At 68.1% G+C, this 17,155-nt stretch carries 17 protein-coding genes and 1 pseudogene; 14 read left to right on the top strand and 4 right to left on the bottom strand.

Features of this window, described 5'->3' with window-relative positions:
• Positions 1-8: 8 nt before the first annotated feature.
• The 13 genes from E5198_RS12095 to xerC all read left to right on the top strand — a co-directional run bounded on the left by E5198_RS12095 (position 9) and on the right by xerC (position 9,347).
• Positions 9-479: a YmfL family putative regulatory protein gene (locus E5198_RS12095; RefSeq protein ID WP_136490246.1), complete on the top strand. Its 471-nt coding sequence runs from the start codon at positions 9-11 to the stop codon at positions 477-479.
• A complete protein-coding gene (locus tag E5198_RS12090; RefSeq protein WP_136490245.1) occupies positions 476-823 on the top strand; it encodes a hypothetical protein in 348 nt (115 codons plus the stop codon). The genes E5198_RS12095 and E5198_RS12090 overlap by 4 nt, the downstream gene beginning before the upstream one ends.
• A gap of 74 nt (positions 824-897) precedes the next feature.
• Positions 898-1,131: a hypothetical protein gene (locus E5198_RS12085; protein WP_136490244.1), complete on the top strand. Its 234-nt coding sequence runs from the start codon at positions 898-900 to the stop codon at positions 1,129-1,131.
• An 18-nt stretch (positions 1,132-1,149) separates the two neighbouring features.
• Positions 1,150-3,867, top strand: a complete 2,718-nt coding sequence (locus E5198_RS12080; protein ID WP_136490274.1) for a toprim domain-containing protein — start codon at positions 1,150-1,152, stop codon at positions 3,865-3,867.
• 55 nt (positions 3,868-3,922) lie between these two features.
• Positions 3,923-4,138: a hypothetical protein gene (locus E5198_RS12075; protein ID WP_136490243.1), complete on the top strand. Its 216-nt coding sequence runs from the start codon at positions 3,923-3,925 to the stop codon at positions 4,136-4,138.
• Between the two features lie 59 nt (positions 4,139-4,197).
• Entirely contained in the window at positions 4,198-4,554 is a 357-nt protein-coding gene (locus tag E5198_RS12070) for a hypothetical protein (RefSeq protein WP_136490242.1), read from the top strand.
• A gap of 20 nt (positions 4,555-4,574) precedes the next feature.
• Positions 4,575-5,567 carry a hypothetical protein gene (locus E5198_RS12065; protein WP_136490241.1) on the top strand — a complete coding sequence of 331 codons (993 nt, stop codon included), beginning with the start codon at positions 4,575-4,577 and terminating at the stop codon, positions 5,565-5,567.
• Between the two features lie 157 nt (positions 5,568-5,724).
• Positions 5,725-5,901, top strand: a complete 177-nt coding sequence (locus E5198_RS12060) for a hypothetical protein (protein ID WP_305956056.1) — start codon at positions 5,725-5,727, stop codon at positions 5,899-5,901.
• Complete coding sequence (locus E5198_RS12055; protein WP_136490239.1) at positions 5,891-7,453, top strand: DNA cytosine methyltransferase; 1,563 nt, start codon at positions 5,891-5,893, stop codon at positions 7,451-7,453. Before E5198_RS12060 ends, E5198_RS12055 begins: the two co-directional genes overlap by 11 nt.
• A complete protein-coding gene (locus tag E5198_RS12050) occupies positions 7,453-7,776 on the top strand; it encodes a hypothetical protein (protein ID WP_136490238.1) in 324 nt (107 codons plus the stop codon). The genes E5198_RS12055 and E5198_RS12050 overlap by 1 nt, the downstream gene beginning before the upstream one ends.
• Complete coding sequence (locus E5198_RS21540) at positions 7,773-7,910, top strand: hypothetical protein (RefSeq protein WP_168772523.1); 138 nt, start codon at positions 7,773-7,775, stop codon at positions 7,908-7,910. Before E5198_RS12050 ends, E5198_RS21540 begins: the two co-directional genes overlap by 4 nt.
• A gap of 85 nt (positions 7,911-7,995) precedes the next feature.
• On the top strand, positions 7,996-8,208 hold the full coding sequence (locus tag E5198_RS12045) for a DUF4224 domain-containing protein (RefSeq protein ID WP_136490237.1): 213 nt from the start codon (positions 7,996-7,998) through the stop codon (positions 8,206-8,208).
• Complete coding sequence (gene xerC / locus E5198_RS12040; protein WP_136490236.1) at positions 8,205-9,347, top strand: tyrosine recombinase XerC; 1,143 nt, start codon at positions 8,205-8,207, stop codon at positions 9,345-9,347. Before E5198_RS12045 ends, xerC begins: the two co-directional genes overlap by 4 nt.
• A 230-nt stretch (positions 9,348-9,577) precedes the next feature.
• Here the strand turns inward: xerC and E5198_RS12035 are convergent, their stop codons facing one another.
• The 4 genes and pseudogenes from E5198_RS12035 to E5198_RS12020 all read right to left on the bottom strand — a co-directional run bounded on the left by E5198_RS12035 (position 9,578) and on the right by E5198_RS12020 (position 15,761).
• Positions 9,578-9,901 carry a DNA-binding protein gene (locus tag E5198_RS12035; protein ID WP_136490235.1) on the bottom strand — a complete coding sequence of 108 codons (324 nt, stop codon included), beginning with the start codon at positions 9,899-9,901 and terminating at the stop codon, positions 9,578-9,580.
• Between the two features lie 12 nt (positions 9,902-9,913).
• Positions 9,914-10,244: pseudogene (locus tag E5198_RS22005) on the bottom strand (type II toxin-antitoxin system RelE/ParE family toxin).
• Positions 10,245-10,511: 267 nt separating this feature from the next.
• The gene (locus E5198_RS12025) at positions 10,512-11,765 is read right to left on the bottom strand and encodes a CynX/NimT family MFS transporter (RefSeq protein ID WP_136490234.1); all 1,254 of its coding nucleotides are present in this window, start codon (positions 11,763-11,765) and stop codon (positions 10,512-10,514) included.
• 174 nt (positions 11,766-11,939) lie between these two features.
• Complete coding sequence (locus tag E5198_RS12020; protein ID WP_178084068.1) at positions 11,940-15,761, bottom strand: DUF3427 domain-containing protein; 3,822 nt, start codon at positions 15,759-15,761, stop codon at positions 11,940-11,942.
• A 327-nt stretch (positions 15,762-16,088) separates the two neighbouring features.
• On the opposite strand from E5198_RS12020, the gene E5198_RS12015 reads away from it, so the two are divergent.
• Positions 16,089-17,155: DUF3300 domain-containing protein (locus E5198_RS12015; RefSeq protein ID WP_136490233.1), on the top strand; the 1,067-nt coding region annotated here is incomplete at its 3' end.

The following is a 17,155-nucleotide window of genomic DNA, read 5'->3' as shown; positions in this document are numbered from 1 at the left end:
ACGAGAACATGAAACGCCCCTTGCTAGAGACACGCCGCCAGGTGATGAGCGCCGTGATCTGCGCCTATCCGGGTGGCCGCGAATGCGCCGCCGCGCTGCTCGGCCTGCAGCTGAAGAAGCTGGACAACGCCGCCTACGAGGCCGCCGGCCACCGCCCGCTGAGCGACGAGCAGGTCCACATGCTCGAGCAGCAGATCGGCACCACCTTCCTGCCGGACTACATCTGCGGCCTGTACGGCGGCGTGTTCGTGCCGATGGCCGACGCCGAGCAGCTGGACAACGTGGCGCTGTACGCCATGGCCATGGATGCCGAGGCCAAGCGCGGCGCGGTGGCCCGGCTGATCGCCGAGGCGCTGGACGACGGTGAGCTCGACGAGGGCGAACTGGCCGAGATCGTTGCCGCACACCGCAAGCACATCGCCGCCGAGCACGCCGAGGTGGAAGCCGTCATCACTCTGCACCGGAGGGCTGCCAAGTGACCAGTACCACCGAGCGCGACTACCGCGAAACCCTGGATGCCGCCGCGCTGGGCTACCTGCAGCGGCACCAGGCGCAACACCTGGCCAACGAGCAGCACCTGTTCAACCTGGCCGTGGCCTACCTGATGGCCTGCTACGGCGCCGCCAAGGTGCTGGCGGAGAACACCGTGGCGCGGGTCGTCAGCGAGCTGCGCAGCGGCGGCGAACGGCGCTTCCTGGACGTGTCGGCCAGCACCTGCACCACCGCGGTGATCGTCGACCCGGCCAGCGGCATCAGCCACAGCGTGCCGCTCCACCTGATCTGCCAGCTGCTGCTGGACAACACCGAGCGGCAGCGCCGCTGATCCACCCCTGAACCACGCCCCTGATCCGCTGAGCGCGGGTTTGGGCAAGTTGCGCCCGGAGTCTGGAGTACCCCATGGAAAAGGCAGTTTTCGTCCCGATGCAGTTGAGCCAGAGGCATGCCAGCGCGCTGCTGGAGCAGCTGCGGCAGCAGTTCCGCCAGCAGCTGCAGGACCTGTGGTGGTGCGACGAATTCTCCCGCGTTCCGGAGACCCAGCGGCTCAACACCATCATCACTTCCCGCCCGCACATCGCTGCGCAACGGATCGCCATCGGCGCCCTGAAGGCCGCCCTCGGAACCAACCAGTAAGGCAGCAGCATCATGCAGATGAAAGAACGACTCAGGGGTGAGGTGCTGCAGCGCCTGGAGCGCGACTACGGGCTCAAGCACATGGCCGGCACCAACTACATGCGCAAGGGCAAGTGCCCTGCGCACAGCTGCGGGCAGAAGACCCTGTATACCTTCCACGACTCGCCGTGGATGCTGATCTGTGGACGCCAGGAGAAGTGCGGCCACCGGGTGCACATCAAGGACGTGTACGACGACCTGTTCAACGACTGGAGCAAGACCGCGCCGGCCACCCAGGAGAGCCCGAACGCCACGGCGCGCGCCTACCTGGAGTTCGCCAGGGGCTTTCGCCTGGAGCTGATCGAGGGCTGGTACAGCCAGGAGAACTACTGGAGCCGCGACCTGGGCATCGGCAGCGCGACCGTGCGCTTCCCCCTGGAGAAAGGCGGCTACTGGGAGCGGCTGATCGACCGGCCGGAGCGCTTCGGCAAGCAGAAGGCGCGCTTCCAACCGGGCGCGAGCTACAAGGGCGTCTGGTGGTGCCCGCCGAGCCTCGACCTGCTGGAGGTGGACGAGCTGTGGATCGTCGAGGGGATCTTCGACGCCATCGCCCTGCTGCACCACGACGTGGCGGCGGTGTCGATGATGTCCAGCGCGCCGCTGCCGGCCGAGTCGCTCAAGGCCCTGATCAAGCTGCGGCAGGACGCCGGCAAGCGTCTGCCGCGCCTGGTGTGGGCGCTGGATAACGAGCCGGTGGCCCGTGGCAACACTCGCCGCTGGGCGAAGGAAGCGCGCGAGCTGGGCTTCAAGTGCGAGGCGGCGCTGATTCCGCAGCGCGGCGGCAAGAAGGTCGACTGGAACGACCTGCACCAGCGCTGGAGCTTCATCGAGGAGGCCGGCGAGCGCGCGAGGCGCATCGAGAACGACCTGGACGAGGCCCGCCACGAGGGTGCCCTGCTGCTGGCCGAGACGCCGGACGAGAAGGGCCTGCTGATGTACGACTGGGAGCCGCGCCGAGAATTCCCGTTCTCGTTCAAGAACCGCATGTACTGGTTCAAGTTCGACCTGGAGCACTACGACCGCACGCTGCGCGACCTCGAGTGCTCGGAGGAGATCGAGGACAAGCAGCTCAACGACCGCCAGCGGCGGGAGAAGGCCATGCGCCAGAGCGGCGCGGTGGTGCGCATCGCCAACTGCTACCTGCAGGCGCTCTATTACATGCGCAACGAGCAGACCGACGAGTCCTGGTACTACTTCCGCGTCGAGCGGCCCGATGGCCTGCCGACGGTGAAGAACACCTTCACCGCCGGGCAGCTGGCCTCGGCGCCGGAGTTCAAGAAGCGGCTGCTGAGCATATCGTCGGGCTCGATGTTCCTCGGCACTGGCCAGCAGCTGGAGCGCTTCCTGGAGCCGCAGCTGGAGCGCCTGAAGACGGTGAACACCATCGACTGGATCGGCTACAGCCGCGAGCACGGCGCCTACGTGTTCAACGACCTGGCGGTGATGAACGGCAAGGTGCACAAGCTGAACGAGGAGGACTTCTTCGACCTCGGCCCGTTGAGCATCAAGAGCCAGAGCCAGTCGCCGGTGCTGCACATCAACCCCGACCTCAGCGGCTACGACGAGAGCTGGTTCGAGGTGTTCTGGCGCTGCTTCGGCGCACGTGGCGTGGTGGTGCTGGCCTGGTGGCTGGGCTCGCTCACCGCGGAGCAGATCCGCCTGGTGCAGAAGTCGTACCCCTTCCTGGAGCTGGTCGGCGAGGCCGGCGCGGGCAAGACGACGCTGGTGGAGCTGTTCTGGAAGCTGGTCGGCCGTACCGAGTACGAGGGCTTCGACCCGTCGAAGGCGACCCCGGCGAGCCGGGCGCGCAACTTCGCCCAGGTGGGCAACCTGCCGGTGGTGCTGATCGAGTCGGAGCGCGAGCAGAAGGACGGCGCGCCGGTGAAGCACTACGACTGGGACGAGCTGAAGACCGCCTACAACGGCCGCAGCGTGCGCTCCACCGGTGTGAAGAACAACGGCAACGACACCCGCGAGCCGCCGTTCCGCGGCGCGCTGCTGATCGCCCAGAACAACCCGGTCAGCGCCTCCGAGCCGATCCTGCAGCGGATCTGCCACGTGGGCCTGACCCGCGAGCACCAGACGCCGGAGACCAAGCTGTTGGCCGAGCAGCTGGAGCGCTGGCCGATGGAGCAGCTCAGCGGCTTCCTGATCAAGGCGCTGCAGCGTGAGCACGAGGTGGTGCAGACGGTGACCGAGCGCACCTCGGGCTACGAGCAGGAGCTGCTGGCCCGCCCGGGCATCCGCACGGTGCGGATCGCCAAGAACCACGCGCAGCTGCGCGCCCTGGTCGACGCGCTGGCCCTGGTGGTACCGCTCGGCGCAGAGCGCGCGGCCCAGGTGCACGCCGAGATCGGCCGCATGGCCGAGGAGCGGCAGCAGGCGATCAACGCCGACCACCCGACGGTGCGCGAGTTCTGGGACCTGTACGACTTCCTCAACGGCGCCGCGCCGGGGGAAGGCGGCGCCCTCAACCACTCGCGGCGCAAGGATCTGATCGCGGTGAACCTGAACGAGTTCGTCGAGCAGGCGGCCAACAAGCGGCAGCAGGTACCGCAGCTCAGCGAGCTGAAGCGCCTGCTGAAGACCAGCAAGTCGCCGAAGTTCCTGGAGTCGAACAAGCCCGTGAACTCGGCTCGGGTGGACGCCTACAACACGGCCAAGACCGTCCGTTGCTGGGTTTTCCAGCCGGCCTGACAACCCCACGCTCCGGCGCGGCAACGCCGGGGCGACAACCCCAAGGAGAAGTGCCATGCAGCAGCTCTATGCAGAGATCAAGAAGTCGAGCAAGTACGCGCACCAGGCCGTCCAGGCGCAGCGCCAGGGCATGCCCTACCCGTTCCAGGTGCACATCGAGGACGACAAGGACGGCTACGTCGTCCTCGGCGGCTACGGCGGTCGGTACCGCCTGGAGGACGTTGACCTGTTCGTGATCGACGAGCAGGGCCGCAAGGTCCGCATCAACTGACCCGACGGCGCCGGGAGCGGCAACTCCCAGGCGCCTGACCAACCTCAAGGAGAAACACCATGCACAACGACACCCGAGATGCCCTGCAGCGAGCCTGCCAACGCATCGCCGACGACCTGGAACAGCGCCCGGCCATCCGAGCCGCCGGCATAGCCGCCCTGGAGCGCCTGGCTCCCGTCGCCCTGCGCGGCACCGGACAGAGCCGCGTGATCGGCCGCTTCCTGCTCGGCCTGTACAACGGCAGCGATTACCCGTTCGACCTGACCGACTTCCGCCTGCTGGACGGCGATCTGTTCGACGACTGCCTGGCTTTGCTGCGGATGGACAGCCAGCCCGAGCGCGAGGTGCACGAGTACCTGGTGGATGGCGAGGCGGTCTTCGCCGAGCTGCGCCGGCGCTATGGCAACGGCTGCTGAGCCTGGAGAGGAGAAGCACCATGCACAACCTGATGACGCACCACCGCTGGCCGCTGCTGGCCATGGTCGCCCTGCTGGCCGGGGTGACGGCCGCCTCGGTGGCGATGGCCATCGAAGCGCTGATCGACGATGCCCTGCTGGCGGCGCTGTTCGCCACCGCGGCGGTCGTGCTCGACCTGTTCAAGTACTGCGCGTGGCCGCTGGCTCTCGGCCTGCTGGCGATGCGCCGGGCGCTGTGCGCGCTGCTGATGATGGGCTGCGCGCTGGCCCTGGGCGGGGTGTCCGGCTGGGCGACCTATGACCGGCTGATGTCCTCGATCGCCACCAGCCGCGCCGAGCACCAGGCGCTCCAGGTGCAGCGGCAGGCCGACCTCGAGGAGCTGCGCCGCGCCGATGCGGCACGCATCGAGCAGCTGGACGCGGAGGCGGCTGGCGTCCGCCAGCAGTCCGGCGCGCTGCGCGATCGGGGCATGGTCAGCCGCGCCCTTGAGCTGGAAACCGCCGCCATGGTGCGAATCGACACCGAGCGCGATCGCGCCCTGGCTCGCCGGGATGCGGCCTCGCAGGAGCTGACGGCGCTGCGCAGCCAGCCGGCGAAGGCGGCAGGTCTGCCGCTGGAGATCGCCACGCTGCTGTGCCTGAGCTTCGCCGCGGCGCTGGAGATCGTCCCGGCGCTGATCCTCTCCGCCCTGCGGCCGGCGCCGGCCGCCGAGCGCGAGCCGGAAACCGTCACTGCGCAGCAGGAACGCACCGAGGAACAGGCGGAAACCATCGCTCAGGAACAGCCGGAAACCGCGCAGGACAAGGCGCGCAGCGAGGAAGTCGGGGTGGATTCGGCCCTGCCTGAGCCGTTGCTGCAGCTGATCGCCAGCACGGAGAGCGGAACCAAGATGGCGGTGCGCCGGGTCGCCAAGGAACTGCGGATCGGCAGCGACAAGGCCACCAAGCTGATGCAGAAGGCGGCAGGAATGGGCGTGCTGAACAAGACGGACGCCGGGTACGTGACGGCGTGAGCTGATCACCAGGATCAAGAGAAGTGGCGCCGGGGAGCGGCAACTCCCCGACGCCGAACCAACCCCAAGGAGAAGCACCATGCGAGTACAAGACCCAAGGACTGGCGGCGCAGAGGCTAGCACGAAACCTGAGCGCATTCGCCCGCCCATGGCTCGGATGAGCCTGCAGCACCCGAGCCACTGCGACATCTGCGGCAAGCACCGCTCGAGCAAGAATCACCAGGCCTGTTCGCGCATCCGGCAGGAGCGCAAGAACGCCGAGTGGGCAGCCCACATGGCCGAGCAGGAAGCCGCCCGTACCGCCAAGCAGGAGAAGCGCCGCTATGCACGTTAAACGCACCTTCACGCACTTCCACTTCTGCTGCGGCCTGGGCGGCGGCGCCAAGGGCTTCAACCGTGCCCGCCCGGTGGTCGGCAACCAGCAGGCCGAGTGGCGCTGTCTCGGCGGCATCGATGTCGACCCGGCCGGGCTGCGCGACTTCGAGCGTCTCGCTGGCGTGCCGGGCACCCTGCTGGACCTGTTCACCCGCGACCAGTACAGCCGTTTCCACGGCCAGGAGCCGCCGGCCGGCTGGCGGGAGGCAACGCCCGAGGACATCCGCCGCGCCGCGCAGAACGAAGACCCGAACGCGGTGTTCATCAGCAGCCCGTGCAAGGGCGCCTCCGGCCTGCTGTCAGAGAGCATGAGCAAGACCCCGAAGTACCAGGCGCTCAACGAGCTGACGCTGCGCTGCGTGTGGCTGATGTGCGAGGCCTGGAAGCACAACCCGGTCGACCTGATCGTGTTTGAGAACGTGCCCCGGCTGGCCACACGCGGCCGGCACCTGCTGGACCAGATCGGCAAGCTGCTCGGCCACTACGGCTATGCCGTCGCCGAGACCACCCACGACTGCGGCGAGCTCGGCGGCCTGGCCCAGAGCCGCAAGCGTTTCCTGCTGGTGGCACGGTACTGCGAGAAGGTCCCGCCCTATCTCTACGAGCCGGAGAAGAAGACCCTGCGCGCGGTTGGCGACATCCTCGGTCGCATGCCGCTGGCCGGCGACGTCGAGGCCGCCGGGCCGATGCACCGGGTACCGGCACTGCAGTGGAAGACCTGGGTGCGCCTCGCCCTGGTCGAGGCCGGGAAGGACTGGCGGTCGCTCAACCGTCTGGCGATCGAGGACGGCTACCTGCGGGATTTCGTGATCGTGCCCGAGTACCAGGCGGGCTACCTGGGTGTGCGCGACTGGGATCAGGCGGTGGGTACCGTCGCCGGCCGCAGCAGCCCCACCAACGGCGCATTCTCGGTGGCCGACCCGCGGGCGCCGGCCGAGGCCCTGCAGTACCAGCAGTACGGCGTGCGCCGCTGGGACGAGACCAGCGGGGCGGTGATCGGCGTGAAATCGCCCGGGCAAGGCACGTTCAGCGTCGCCGATCCGCGGCCGGGCATGCGCCGCGTCGCCGGCGATGCCTACCTGACCGGCGGCCACTACGGCGTGGTGGCCTGGGATGGCCAGGCCGGCGCCGTGTCAGCAAGCGCGCGCCAAGACAACGGCCGCTGGAGCGTCGCCGATCCGCGCATGCCGGCGGCCGATGAGCGCCTGACCTGCGTGATCCGCGCCCTCGATGGCACCTGGCACCGGCCTTTCACGACGCTCGAGCTGGCTGCCCTGCAGAGCCTGGTGGACCCGGAGGAGCAGCTGGAGCTGGACGGCCTGTCCGATCAGGCCTGGCGGGAGCGCATCGGCAACGCGGTGCCGCCGGCCGCGGCAGAGGCCATCGCCCACGTAATGGGCACTACCCTGCTGCTGGCCGGCCAGGGCGAGACCTTCATGCTCAGCAGCATGCCGGTGTGGGTGCGGCCGGTGGCGGTGGGGTTGAGCATGGCGCGGCAGGAGGTGTTGTGATGCAGGTGATAAGGAACGCATGGGCCCGGCTGATTGGCGACACGGTCAGCCGCGAGGAGCACGAGGCCGCCCAGGAGCGCATCCGCGCGCTGCTCGAGCTGTCGGCGAACCAGCAGGCGGAGATCATGGACCAGGCGCAGCGCCTCACGTCCTGCGCGGCGATCGCCGAGGCCTACAAGCAGGACCTGCAGCAGTCCTCGGCCGAGGTGGTGCGCCTGCGCGCCGCGCTGGCCAGGGTGAAGGGCGAGCGGGCCGAGTGGCGGGATAGGGCGCTGGGGTACCGGGAGAAGATGGGGATGCAGCGGCGGAGGGGGCGGGGATGAGCACGCCACGCAAGCCGGCCGTCTTCAGCGACTTCGGCACGGTGTGGCGCTGCGACATCTGCGGCAAGCCACGCAGTGCCGGCAAGCACACCAGGTGCTCGGCCGAGCGCAAGAAGAAGAGGGCCGGGCAGTGACGGTCCCCCACCTTCGGCGAGAAGCCATGGCGGGTGTTTCTCGGAAGTGGTGGCAGGCTGGAGGCGGTAGACTGGAGCCGCTGCCATGAACGGTGCGTCCAGCGGCGTGCTCACTTTCGAGGATCTGAAGCGCATCACTGGATACGCCCGCCGGGCAGACGTTGAGCGGGCCCTGCATGAGCAGGGCATCCGCCTGTTCAGGGGCCGCACCGGCCCCTGGACTACCGTGGAGCTGATCAACCAGGCCGGCGGGCTGAAGCCGGCGCCCCAGGAGCAGTACGGCGTCGAGATCCTATGAGGCGAGCCAGGAAGCACAACCCCAACATCCCGTCGCACATCGACCAGGCCGCTATCCCAGCGGCCTGCTTTTTTGATCATCGCGGCAGGGGTACCTGGTACACCCTGCACCGCGACGAGGCCGGACGGCAGCGACGGCAGAACGTGGCGCCGGCCACGGCGACCCTCTCCGAGCTGCACAAGATCATGGAGCTGCGCGACGGCATCGATCGCGACAGCCTCCGTTACCTCTGCGAGAAGTTCCACGACAGCGCCCAGTTCAAGCGCCTGGCGGCCAAGACGCAGGCGGACTACTGCTACAGCCGCGACGCGCTGCTGGCGATCCCTACCCGTATCGGCAAGCCGCTCGGCGAGCTGGCTGTCCGCAAGTTCACGTCCGCCCTGGTGCAACGCCTGGTGGATCGCATCGCGGACGAGGGGACGCCGTCCAAGGCGGCGCACCTGCTCCGGTACCTGCGCCGTGTGATGCAGTGGGGGCGGAACCGCGGCTACCTGGACGCGAACCCGGCCATGGGGATCGAGGCGCCGGTGGAGCGCCGGCAGCGCCGGCTGCCATCGGCGGAGACCATGCAGAAGCTGATCGACCGGGCGCGCGAGCTCGGCCAGTTGAAGCGCGGCCAGCCCGGGGCGTGCCCAGAGTACTTGAGCTACGTGATGGAGCTGGCCTACCTGTGCCGGCTGCGCGGCATCGAGGCCGTCACCCTGACCGACGCCAACGAGCTCCAGGACGGCGTGCTGACCAACCGGCGCAAGGGCAGCCGCGACAACGTGGTGCGCTGGACGCCACGGCTGCGCGCTGCGTGGGACGGCGCCAAGGCCTACCGCGGGCGGATCTGGGAGAGCAAGCGAACCGCGGTACCAACGGCGGCCGACAAGCGCTTCATCATCGTGGCGGCCCACGGCGGCGCGCTGCAGAAGTCCAGCCTGGACACGGCCTGGCAGCGCTTCATCACGACCGCGATCGAGGCCGGCGTGATCACCGCCGAGGAGCGCTTCGGCCTGCACGACCTCAAGCGCCGCGGCATCACCGACACCCCCGGCACCCGCGCCGACAAGCAGCTGGCCAGCGGCCACCGCGACGAGTCCATGCTCGACGTCTACGACCACAGCATCCCGCTGGTCGATCCCTCCTCGAACTGACCCCCATCCCCTACGTAACAGAACGGCCGGAAACCGCATGGAATCCGGCCGAAAGCCCGCCTATTGCGTAACAAGAAACCTCGCAAACGCCCGGTTTTGCTGCTGTGAGCAGCGTTCTTGTAATCAGTAGGTCCCGGGTTCGATTCCTGGTGCCGGCACCATATAAATCAACGACTTAGGCTCGCAGCGATGCGGGCCTTTTTTGTTTCTGGGGAATCTGTGCCCCGTTGTCAGGCTGCGCGCACGGCGTGGACCTGGATATCGACGCCGAGCTTGGCACGGATGACGGCAAATATGGCCGCCAGGTTGTCCATGCTGGGATTGCCGCTGGCGGAGAGCATGCGGTGCAGGCTTTTACTGGGTTTCGCAGTTTCGCGGGACAGCTCCTCAAATCCCACGGTAGCGTTGACCAGGTCACGCAGAATCACGCGAGCGGCTTCCGGCTCACCATTCAGGAACAGAGTGGCCGCCTCGTCCAGCAGGGCTTGGGCGAATGCGGGATCACGCTGCGCACGTTCTGCGACAGTTTGTTTGAAGCTGCGGGTGAGAGCCATGGTGGATTACCTCTATCGTTTGGCCGCGCTCTTGCGGCTTTTGTACTCGGCCAGCAGCTCCTTTGCTTGCTTGATATCGGCTTTCTGGCTGGCCTTGGTTCCGCCGCCGAACAGGATGATGAGGCGTTTCCCCTCTTGAACCAGGTAGATCCGGTCCCGGCCCCCAGTCAATCCGGTATTCGCCGAGTCCGTCGAACCACTTGATGCTGGAGGTGTTGCCCATCTCCATGCGCACGATGGCCGTGGACACCTTGGCGGCGGCTTGGGCGTCCAAGGATGAGAACCAGCGTTCGAAAGGGCTGGAGTCATCGGAGCGGAGGTATTCTTCGACTGTGATCGTCATGACTCAAAAGGTAACTTATATGTTACCTCTGGGCAACTTGAATTCAGCTTTTAGGCAGTCTGACGTACTGCCGGGTAGTCGCTGGCAGACGCCATCGCGGCGGAAGCGCCGGTACAGGGTTCGGTAGAAAGTTCGGTGCAGAGCGGAAGAAAGGCGGAAGAAACACCGCTGCTGCGCCTGCTCAAGGCGCATCCCGGCCTGACGGCGAAGCAGGCGGTCGAGCAGCTGGGCCTGTTGCAGCGGGCGGTGGAGAAGCCTGCGAGAGGCTCACCCCCGCGTGCCATAAGGTCGCCGATCCGGAATGCAGGCTGGCGGGCGTGAGCAGCGAGCTGGCCGCGCGGCAGGCAGCTGCGCCACCAGCAACAGGCCGAGCAGCGATGCGCTGCCGGTGAGCAGCCAGGTGTAGTGCCAGCCGCCGACGCTGACGGCCAGCCAGCCGGCCAGCGGAGGTGCGCAGAACTGGCCGAGCGCCGACCATTGCTGCATCCAGCCGACGGTGGTGGCGATGCTGCGCTCGCTGGGAGCCAGGCGCACCGCCTGGGCGAACAGGGTGGCGGGGATCAGGCCGCCGACCGCGGAGAACAGCAGGACCGCCGCATAGCGCAGCTGCGGCAGTTCGGCGCTGGCCGGGGTGAAGGCGCCGAAGGTGCCCAGGCTCATGCAGAGGAAGCCGATGCCGAGCAGCAGGCGGGCGGACAGGCCGCGCTGCAGCAGCAGCCCGGCTGCCAGGTTGCCGAGCACGTTGGCCGCCGAGGCCAGGGCGGTCAGCGCGCCGGCCAGGGCGGTGCCGATGCCGGCCTGGGCATAGATGGACGGCAGGAAGCCGATCACCGTCAGCCACTGGCTGGCATAGGCGGCGAAGAGCAGGGCGAGCAGCCAGGGGCCGCGCGCGGTGAGGGTCAGGCGCAGGCGTCCCAGCCATTCGGCGAGCGCGTCCGCGCCGGCATGGGCAGGGGCCTTGGGCGGGTCGGCCGGCACCCGCCGCCATACCCACAGCAGCATGCCGAGCGACAGCAGCGCCAGCGTCCACCACCAGCCTTGCCAGCCGGACGAGGCCATCACCCATGGCCCGCACAGCAGGGCCAGGGCGGTGCCGCTGCCCATGTAGCAGCCCCACAGGCCCAGCCTGAGGTTGAGCTGCGCCGGGGCGACCAGGCGGCGGATCAGACCCGGGGCGGGCAGGGCGACCAGCAGGAAGCCGCAGCCTTCCAGCGCGCGCAGCCAGAGCAGGTCGGACGCCTCGCGGGCCCAGCCGCCGAGGGCGCTGACGCTCGCCAGCAGCGCCAGGCCGCAGAGGATGCTGCGGCGCATGCCCAGGTTGTCGGCGGCCAGGCCGATCAGCAGGCCGAGGCTCATGCCGGCCAGTTGGACCAGCGAGAGCAGGAAACCGGCCTGGATCAGGCTGAGGCCCAGAGCCTCGCGCAGCACGGGCAGGGCGGGCGGCAGTTTGCCGACATGCATGGCGGCGACCATGCCGGCGGCGAGCACCACGAGATCGGGCGTGAGGATGACGCGCCTCATGGGAGGTCCTTCTTCTTGTTGTTCTGGGGGCTGCCGGGCAGGCAGCGCCGGACACGCTCCGGGAGCGTCCGGGTCCGCAGGACATGTACCACAAAGCGGCGCGGCAGGGCGATGACGGCCAGGGCGCGCAGCAGGTTGCCGCACAACGGAAGTGCGCACCCCGCCCGTCGACGGTCACGCGACGGTCAGCGCGTCCAGCTCAAACACCACGCTCATCGGCTTGCTGCCGCTATGGCTCTGGTAGTTCACCTTGCCGTAGTAACGGAACGGCGCCGCCTTGCCGTTTTCCAGTTTGTTGTCCCGCACAAACAGGTGCAGGTCGATGCCCAGTGCCGCGTGGTGGATGATTTCCTTGCCGCGCTTGTTGTCGGGCGCCGTCTGGTTCTGCGTCTGCCAGTGGAAATGCTGCTCGTCGATCCAGTGATCTCGATAGCGCAGGTCTTCGGCCTTGCCCTGCTTGTTCAGGGTGACCAGCAAAACATGGGCATTGCGCTCGCCGATCACCACATGCCCGCTGTTCCAGTTGCCAGCATTGAACTCGACGCCGAACAGCGGCGGGATTTCCTCGCGCATGAAGCGTTGGCCGACCTGCATTTGCAGCGGGTCGATGACCGCTTTCAGGCGGGCGAAGGTGCGCAGCTGTTCCCGTAGTTCGTCGCTGACCAGAATGTCGGCATAGTCGGGGTTGTTGGCGCGCAGGCGGTATTGGCCGTTGGCGTCCTTGAGGACTTTGCGCAGCAGGTATTGGTTGTCGCCGGATTCGTCCTGGCGCTCGATGGCCACGGTTTCACCGGTGATCTTGCCGGCGTTGTCGCTGCCGATCACTTCCAACAGCAGGTAATCGCCGTCTCGGATTGGGCTCTTTCCACCGTTCATCGAGTTGCCGGAAGCGCGGGCGAGGAAGTGGCGGGACGGGTCGAGGTTGCCGTATTGCTGGCCGAGCGCGCGGTATTCCTCGTAGTCGGCGCGGCTGGTGCGGAAGTGGCCGCAGGCGATTTTCAGGCTGGGGAAATAGGCCAGTTCCACCTGCTGTGGGTGGCTCGGTAGCTGATGCACGTTGTCCGGGATTGGGGCCGTGCGTGCGGCGTAGGTGGTCAGGCGGTAGTCCACCAGTTCCTGCACCATATCTGTCAGCGGTGCGATGGCCGTTTCAGCGACGACGAGATTGCCGATAAACAGGCCTTCCTCGACGCTGAAATAGCGGCCGCCGGTCCAGGCGTCGATGGGGTTCTTTTTCCAGTATCTCAGCCAGTCTCCAGGCATCTGCTTCGCGCCTTGATATTCCTCGGGCAGATCGCCGAGCAACGGGCGGCGGCGTTGCAGCACTTGCCAGGAGCGCTCGGTCAGTTGTGCGAGTTCGACAGCTTCGCGCCAGCCGTCCAGTTCCTGAAAGGCTTCGAGCAGGACCATCTTGTAGCTCTTGGTCATCGCGGTGGTTTCCAGCTCGCGCAGGAAGTCGCCGTGTTTGGTGATGAGCTGACGCTCGATCTGTGGCAGTTCGGCTTCCTCGCTGGCGATCAGGGCGAACCAATGGCCATGCTGGCGGCGCATGTCCGGCAGGCTGGCGCCCGAACGGTAGAACTCGGTCAGGCTGGGGCGGCGGCCGAGCACTTCGCGCAGGCTGCGGTAGTCGCTTTGCACGCTGGCGCTGTCCAGCGACTTGAGGAAGTCGATGAACTGCAGGTCGTAATTGACGAAGCAGCCTTCCGGCAGCTCCAGTTGGCCCCGTTCCGCCTTTCGACCGAACTCGGCCAGTTGGCGGTGGTTCATGCTGCGGTTCATCAGCGCCATCGGCTTGTGCAGGAAGCTCTGGTGGTTGGCGACGAAGTCGAGCACCACCAGCTTGTCCTTGCCGTCCGCCTTGCGCAGGCCGCGGCCGAGCTGCTGCAGGAAGAGAATCTTCGACTCGGTGGGGCGCAGCATCATCACCGTGTCGATGCTCGGCAGGTCGACGCCCTCGTTGAACAGGTCGACGGAGAACAGCACCTGCAGCTGGCCGGCGCTCAGTTGCTCCAGCGCCTCGCCGCGCGACAGCTGGGAGTCGGCGTACACCGCCGCCGCCCGCACGCCCTGCTTGCGGAAGTAGTCGGCCATGAAGTCGGCGTGGCGGGTGGAGACGCAGAAGGCCAGGGTGCGCTGCTGGGCATGCAGGCGCCAGGTGCTCAGCGCATGGCGGGCGCGGCCGAGGGTGGCCAGCTTGTTGCCCAGCAGCTCGGGATCGAAGCGGCCATTGCGCCAGGGAATGGCCTGGTAATCCACGTCGCTGTCGAAGACGCCGTAGTAGTGGAAGGGCACCAGCAGCTTTTCCGTGACGCCGCAGAACAGGTCGCTTGCATAGACCAGATTGTCGTCGCACAGGGCGAGGATGTCGGCGTTGTCGGTACGGTCCGGGGTGGCGGTCAGGCCGAGCAGGAAGGCCGGGGCGAAATGCTGCAGCAGGCGGCGATAGGTCGGCGCCGAGGCGTGGTGGAATTCATCGACCACCAGGTAATCGAAGTGCTGCGCCTTGAAGCGCTGCAGGTGCTCGGCCTTGCCGAGGGTCTGCACCGAGGCGCAGAGGATGTCGACCTGGTTGTCGCGTTGCTGGCCGCGGTAGAAGCCGATGCTCGCTGTGGGTTGGATGCGCGCGAAGGTCGCCGCCGCCTGGTTGAGGATTTCCTCGCGGTGGGCGACGAACAGCACCCGCCGTGCGCCCATCTGCTTGACGTCGAAGGCGGCCAGCCAGGTCTTGCCGAGGCCGGTGGCCAGCACCACCAGCCCGCGCAGGTAGCCTTCGGCGCGGGTGGCGCTGAGCGCCTGCAGCGCCTCGCGCTGCACCTTGCTGGGCGTCGGTGGCGGTTCGCTCTCGGTGCTGCCCGGTTCGAAGGATTGCGTCGGTTGGATGCGGCGCTGCTCGTAGGCGTCGATCCAGGCGTCGCTGAGTAGCGTGCTGCGCGGGTGGGCGAACAGCTCGTCGAAACGCCGGCGGGCTTCCAGATAACCGTCATCGCCGGGGTAGTCGATCCGGTAGTTCCACTCCAGGCCCTGCTGCAGTGCCAGTCGACTGATATTGCTGGAGCCGATAAAGGCGCGTCCCCAATCCTGCCCGCTGAACAGATAGGCCTTGAGGTGGAAGCTGCTGCCGCTGCTCTGGTAGACGCGCACTTGGGCGCCTTGTTCGGCCAGCAGCATCAGCAGGCGCAGGGCCTCCGGATCGGTGACGTCCAGATAGTCGCTGGTCAGGATGCGCACCTGCGCCGGCGGCAGCTGGGATTCGCTGCGTTGCAGGGATTCCAGCAGGTCGGGCAACAGCAGGCGCAGGCCGGTGGTCTTGATGAAGGCGACCGCCATGTCGACGCGGTGTGCCTGATGGATGGCGGCGCACAGGTGCGGCAGGAACGGGTACTCGTCGCCGCCGGTCACCAGCTTGCTGGGCGCCTTGTGCAGCAGGGCGTTCAGCCACTGCTCACTGCGGCCGGGGCGCTGGTCCGTGCTGGTCCAGCAGTGCGTGCGGGTCAGGCCGGGCAGCTGCTGGGTCCAGGCGGCGAGGCGCGCTTCGTCGGCATCGGTGAAGTGGCGTTCGTGGTGCAGGCGCTCGCCGCTGCCCAGCTTGAAGCTGCAGTACAGCACCCCGCCGGGCTTGAGCGCGCGCCACAGGCGGGCGAAGGCGTCCGGCAACTGGCTTGCCGGCACATGCAGCAGGCTGGCGCAGGCCCAGATGCCGTCGTAGCGCTCGACTTCGTCGACCTCGGCGAAGCGCCTGACCGGCACGGTCTGGCCGAGCAGTCGGCTGGCGTGCTCGGCCAGCGGCGCGCTGGCGTCGAAGGCGCTGACCTGATGGCCGAGTCGCTGGAAGGCTAGGGCATCGCGCCCTGCGCCGCAGCCGGCGTCGAGGATGTGGGCGCTGGCCGGCAGTTCGGCGAGGAAGGGCGCATGGAGCGCCTGCATGTCCACGTCCTGGGTGTCGGCGATGAACTGCTGGGCGTTGCGGGCGTAGTAGGCGTCGGTGCTACTCACTGAAGAACTCCGATTGCGGCCGGCTGGCCGAAAGGGGGCAGATCAGGAGTGCGCAGCGGTGCCGACGTCGAGCATCGGGAAGCTGAGGCGAAGGGACCATCCCTGAGGTACCACGGTCTGCCATGAGGAGCGCTACCTTATGCCAGCCCTCTCGCAGGGGTAAAGACGGTGTGGTCCTGGGGATTGAGGTAGCGGCGCCGAAACAGCGGCCAGTCGCGCGGCGTGCGGCGCTTTCCGGCGCGTCCGGCCCCCGGTCGGGCGAGCGGGCACGCAGCGGGGGCGCGGCCTATGCTTGCTGGGCCGCCGGCCTGCTCGAGGAGAGGCGCCATGCGTATCGATCGTCGTTTCAGCGCCATCCTGCTCGCCTGGCTGGCCGTGGCCGGCTGGCCGCAGCCGGGCGCAGCCCAGGCGGCCACGGAGGCTGCCAGCACAGCGCCCGCCGCCGCGCCGGCTGCTACGGTGTTCCGCCAGGAGGAGCTCGACCAGATGATGGCGCCGCTGGCGCTGTATCCGGACGCCCTGCTGGCCCAGGTGCTGATGGCCAGCACCTATCCGGGCGACGTCGCCGATGCCGTAGCCTGGTCGGAGGCGAATCCCAAGGCCAGCGGCGACGACGCCGTGCGCCAGGTGGCGGACAAGCCCTGGGACCCCAGCGTGCAGTCGCTGGTGGCCTTCCCGGCGGTGCTGGTCACCCTCGGCCAGGACCCGGCCTGGGTGCAGCGGGTCGGCGATGCCTTCCTCGCCCAGCCCGGCGAGGTGATGGACTCGGTGCAGCGCCTGCGCCGCCAGGCGCAGGCCGCCGGCAACCTCGAGTCCAACGAGCAGCAGAAGGTCACCGTGCAGAGTGCGGCAGAGGGCGGCCCCACCACCGCGGTGCAGGCGCCGCCGGCCGGGCAGACCATCATCATCGAGCCGGCCGACCCGCAGGTGATCTACGTGCCCAGCTACAACCCGAGCGTGGTCTACGGCAGCTGGCCCTATCCGGCCTATCCGCCGGTGTACTACCCGCCGCCGCCCGGCTACTACTTCGGCTCGGCGCTGGTCGCCGGCCTGGGCTTCGCCGCCGGAGTGGCGATCATCGACTCGATCTGGGGCGACTGCGACTGGGGCCACGGCGACATCGACATCGACGTCAACCGCTACAACAACATCAACCGCAACAACCAGATCAACGCCAGGCAGAACAAGTGGCAGCACAACGCGGTCAACCGCGACGGCGTGCCCTACCGCGACAACGCCAGCCGCGAGCGCTACAGCCAGCGTCTGCCCGGTGCCGAGCAGCGCGACGCGCTGCGCGGCCGCGAACCGGCGCGGGGCGCCGAACGCGAGCGCGCCCGCCAGACCCTCAGCCAGCGCGGCATCGAGGCGCCGGCCACCAGCAACCGCGAGGCGCG

Source organism: Pseudomonas sp. A-1 (assembly GCF_004801855.1).
Classification (GTDB): Bacteria; Pseudomonadota; Gammaproteobacteria; order Pseudomonadales; family Pseudomonadaceae; genus Geopseudomonas.
Note: the sequence above shows the minus strand (reverse complement) of the source record. Positions and strands in the feature narration are given on the sequence as shown.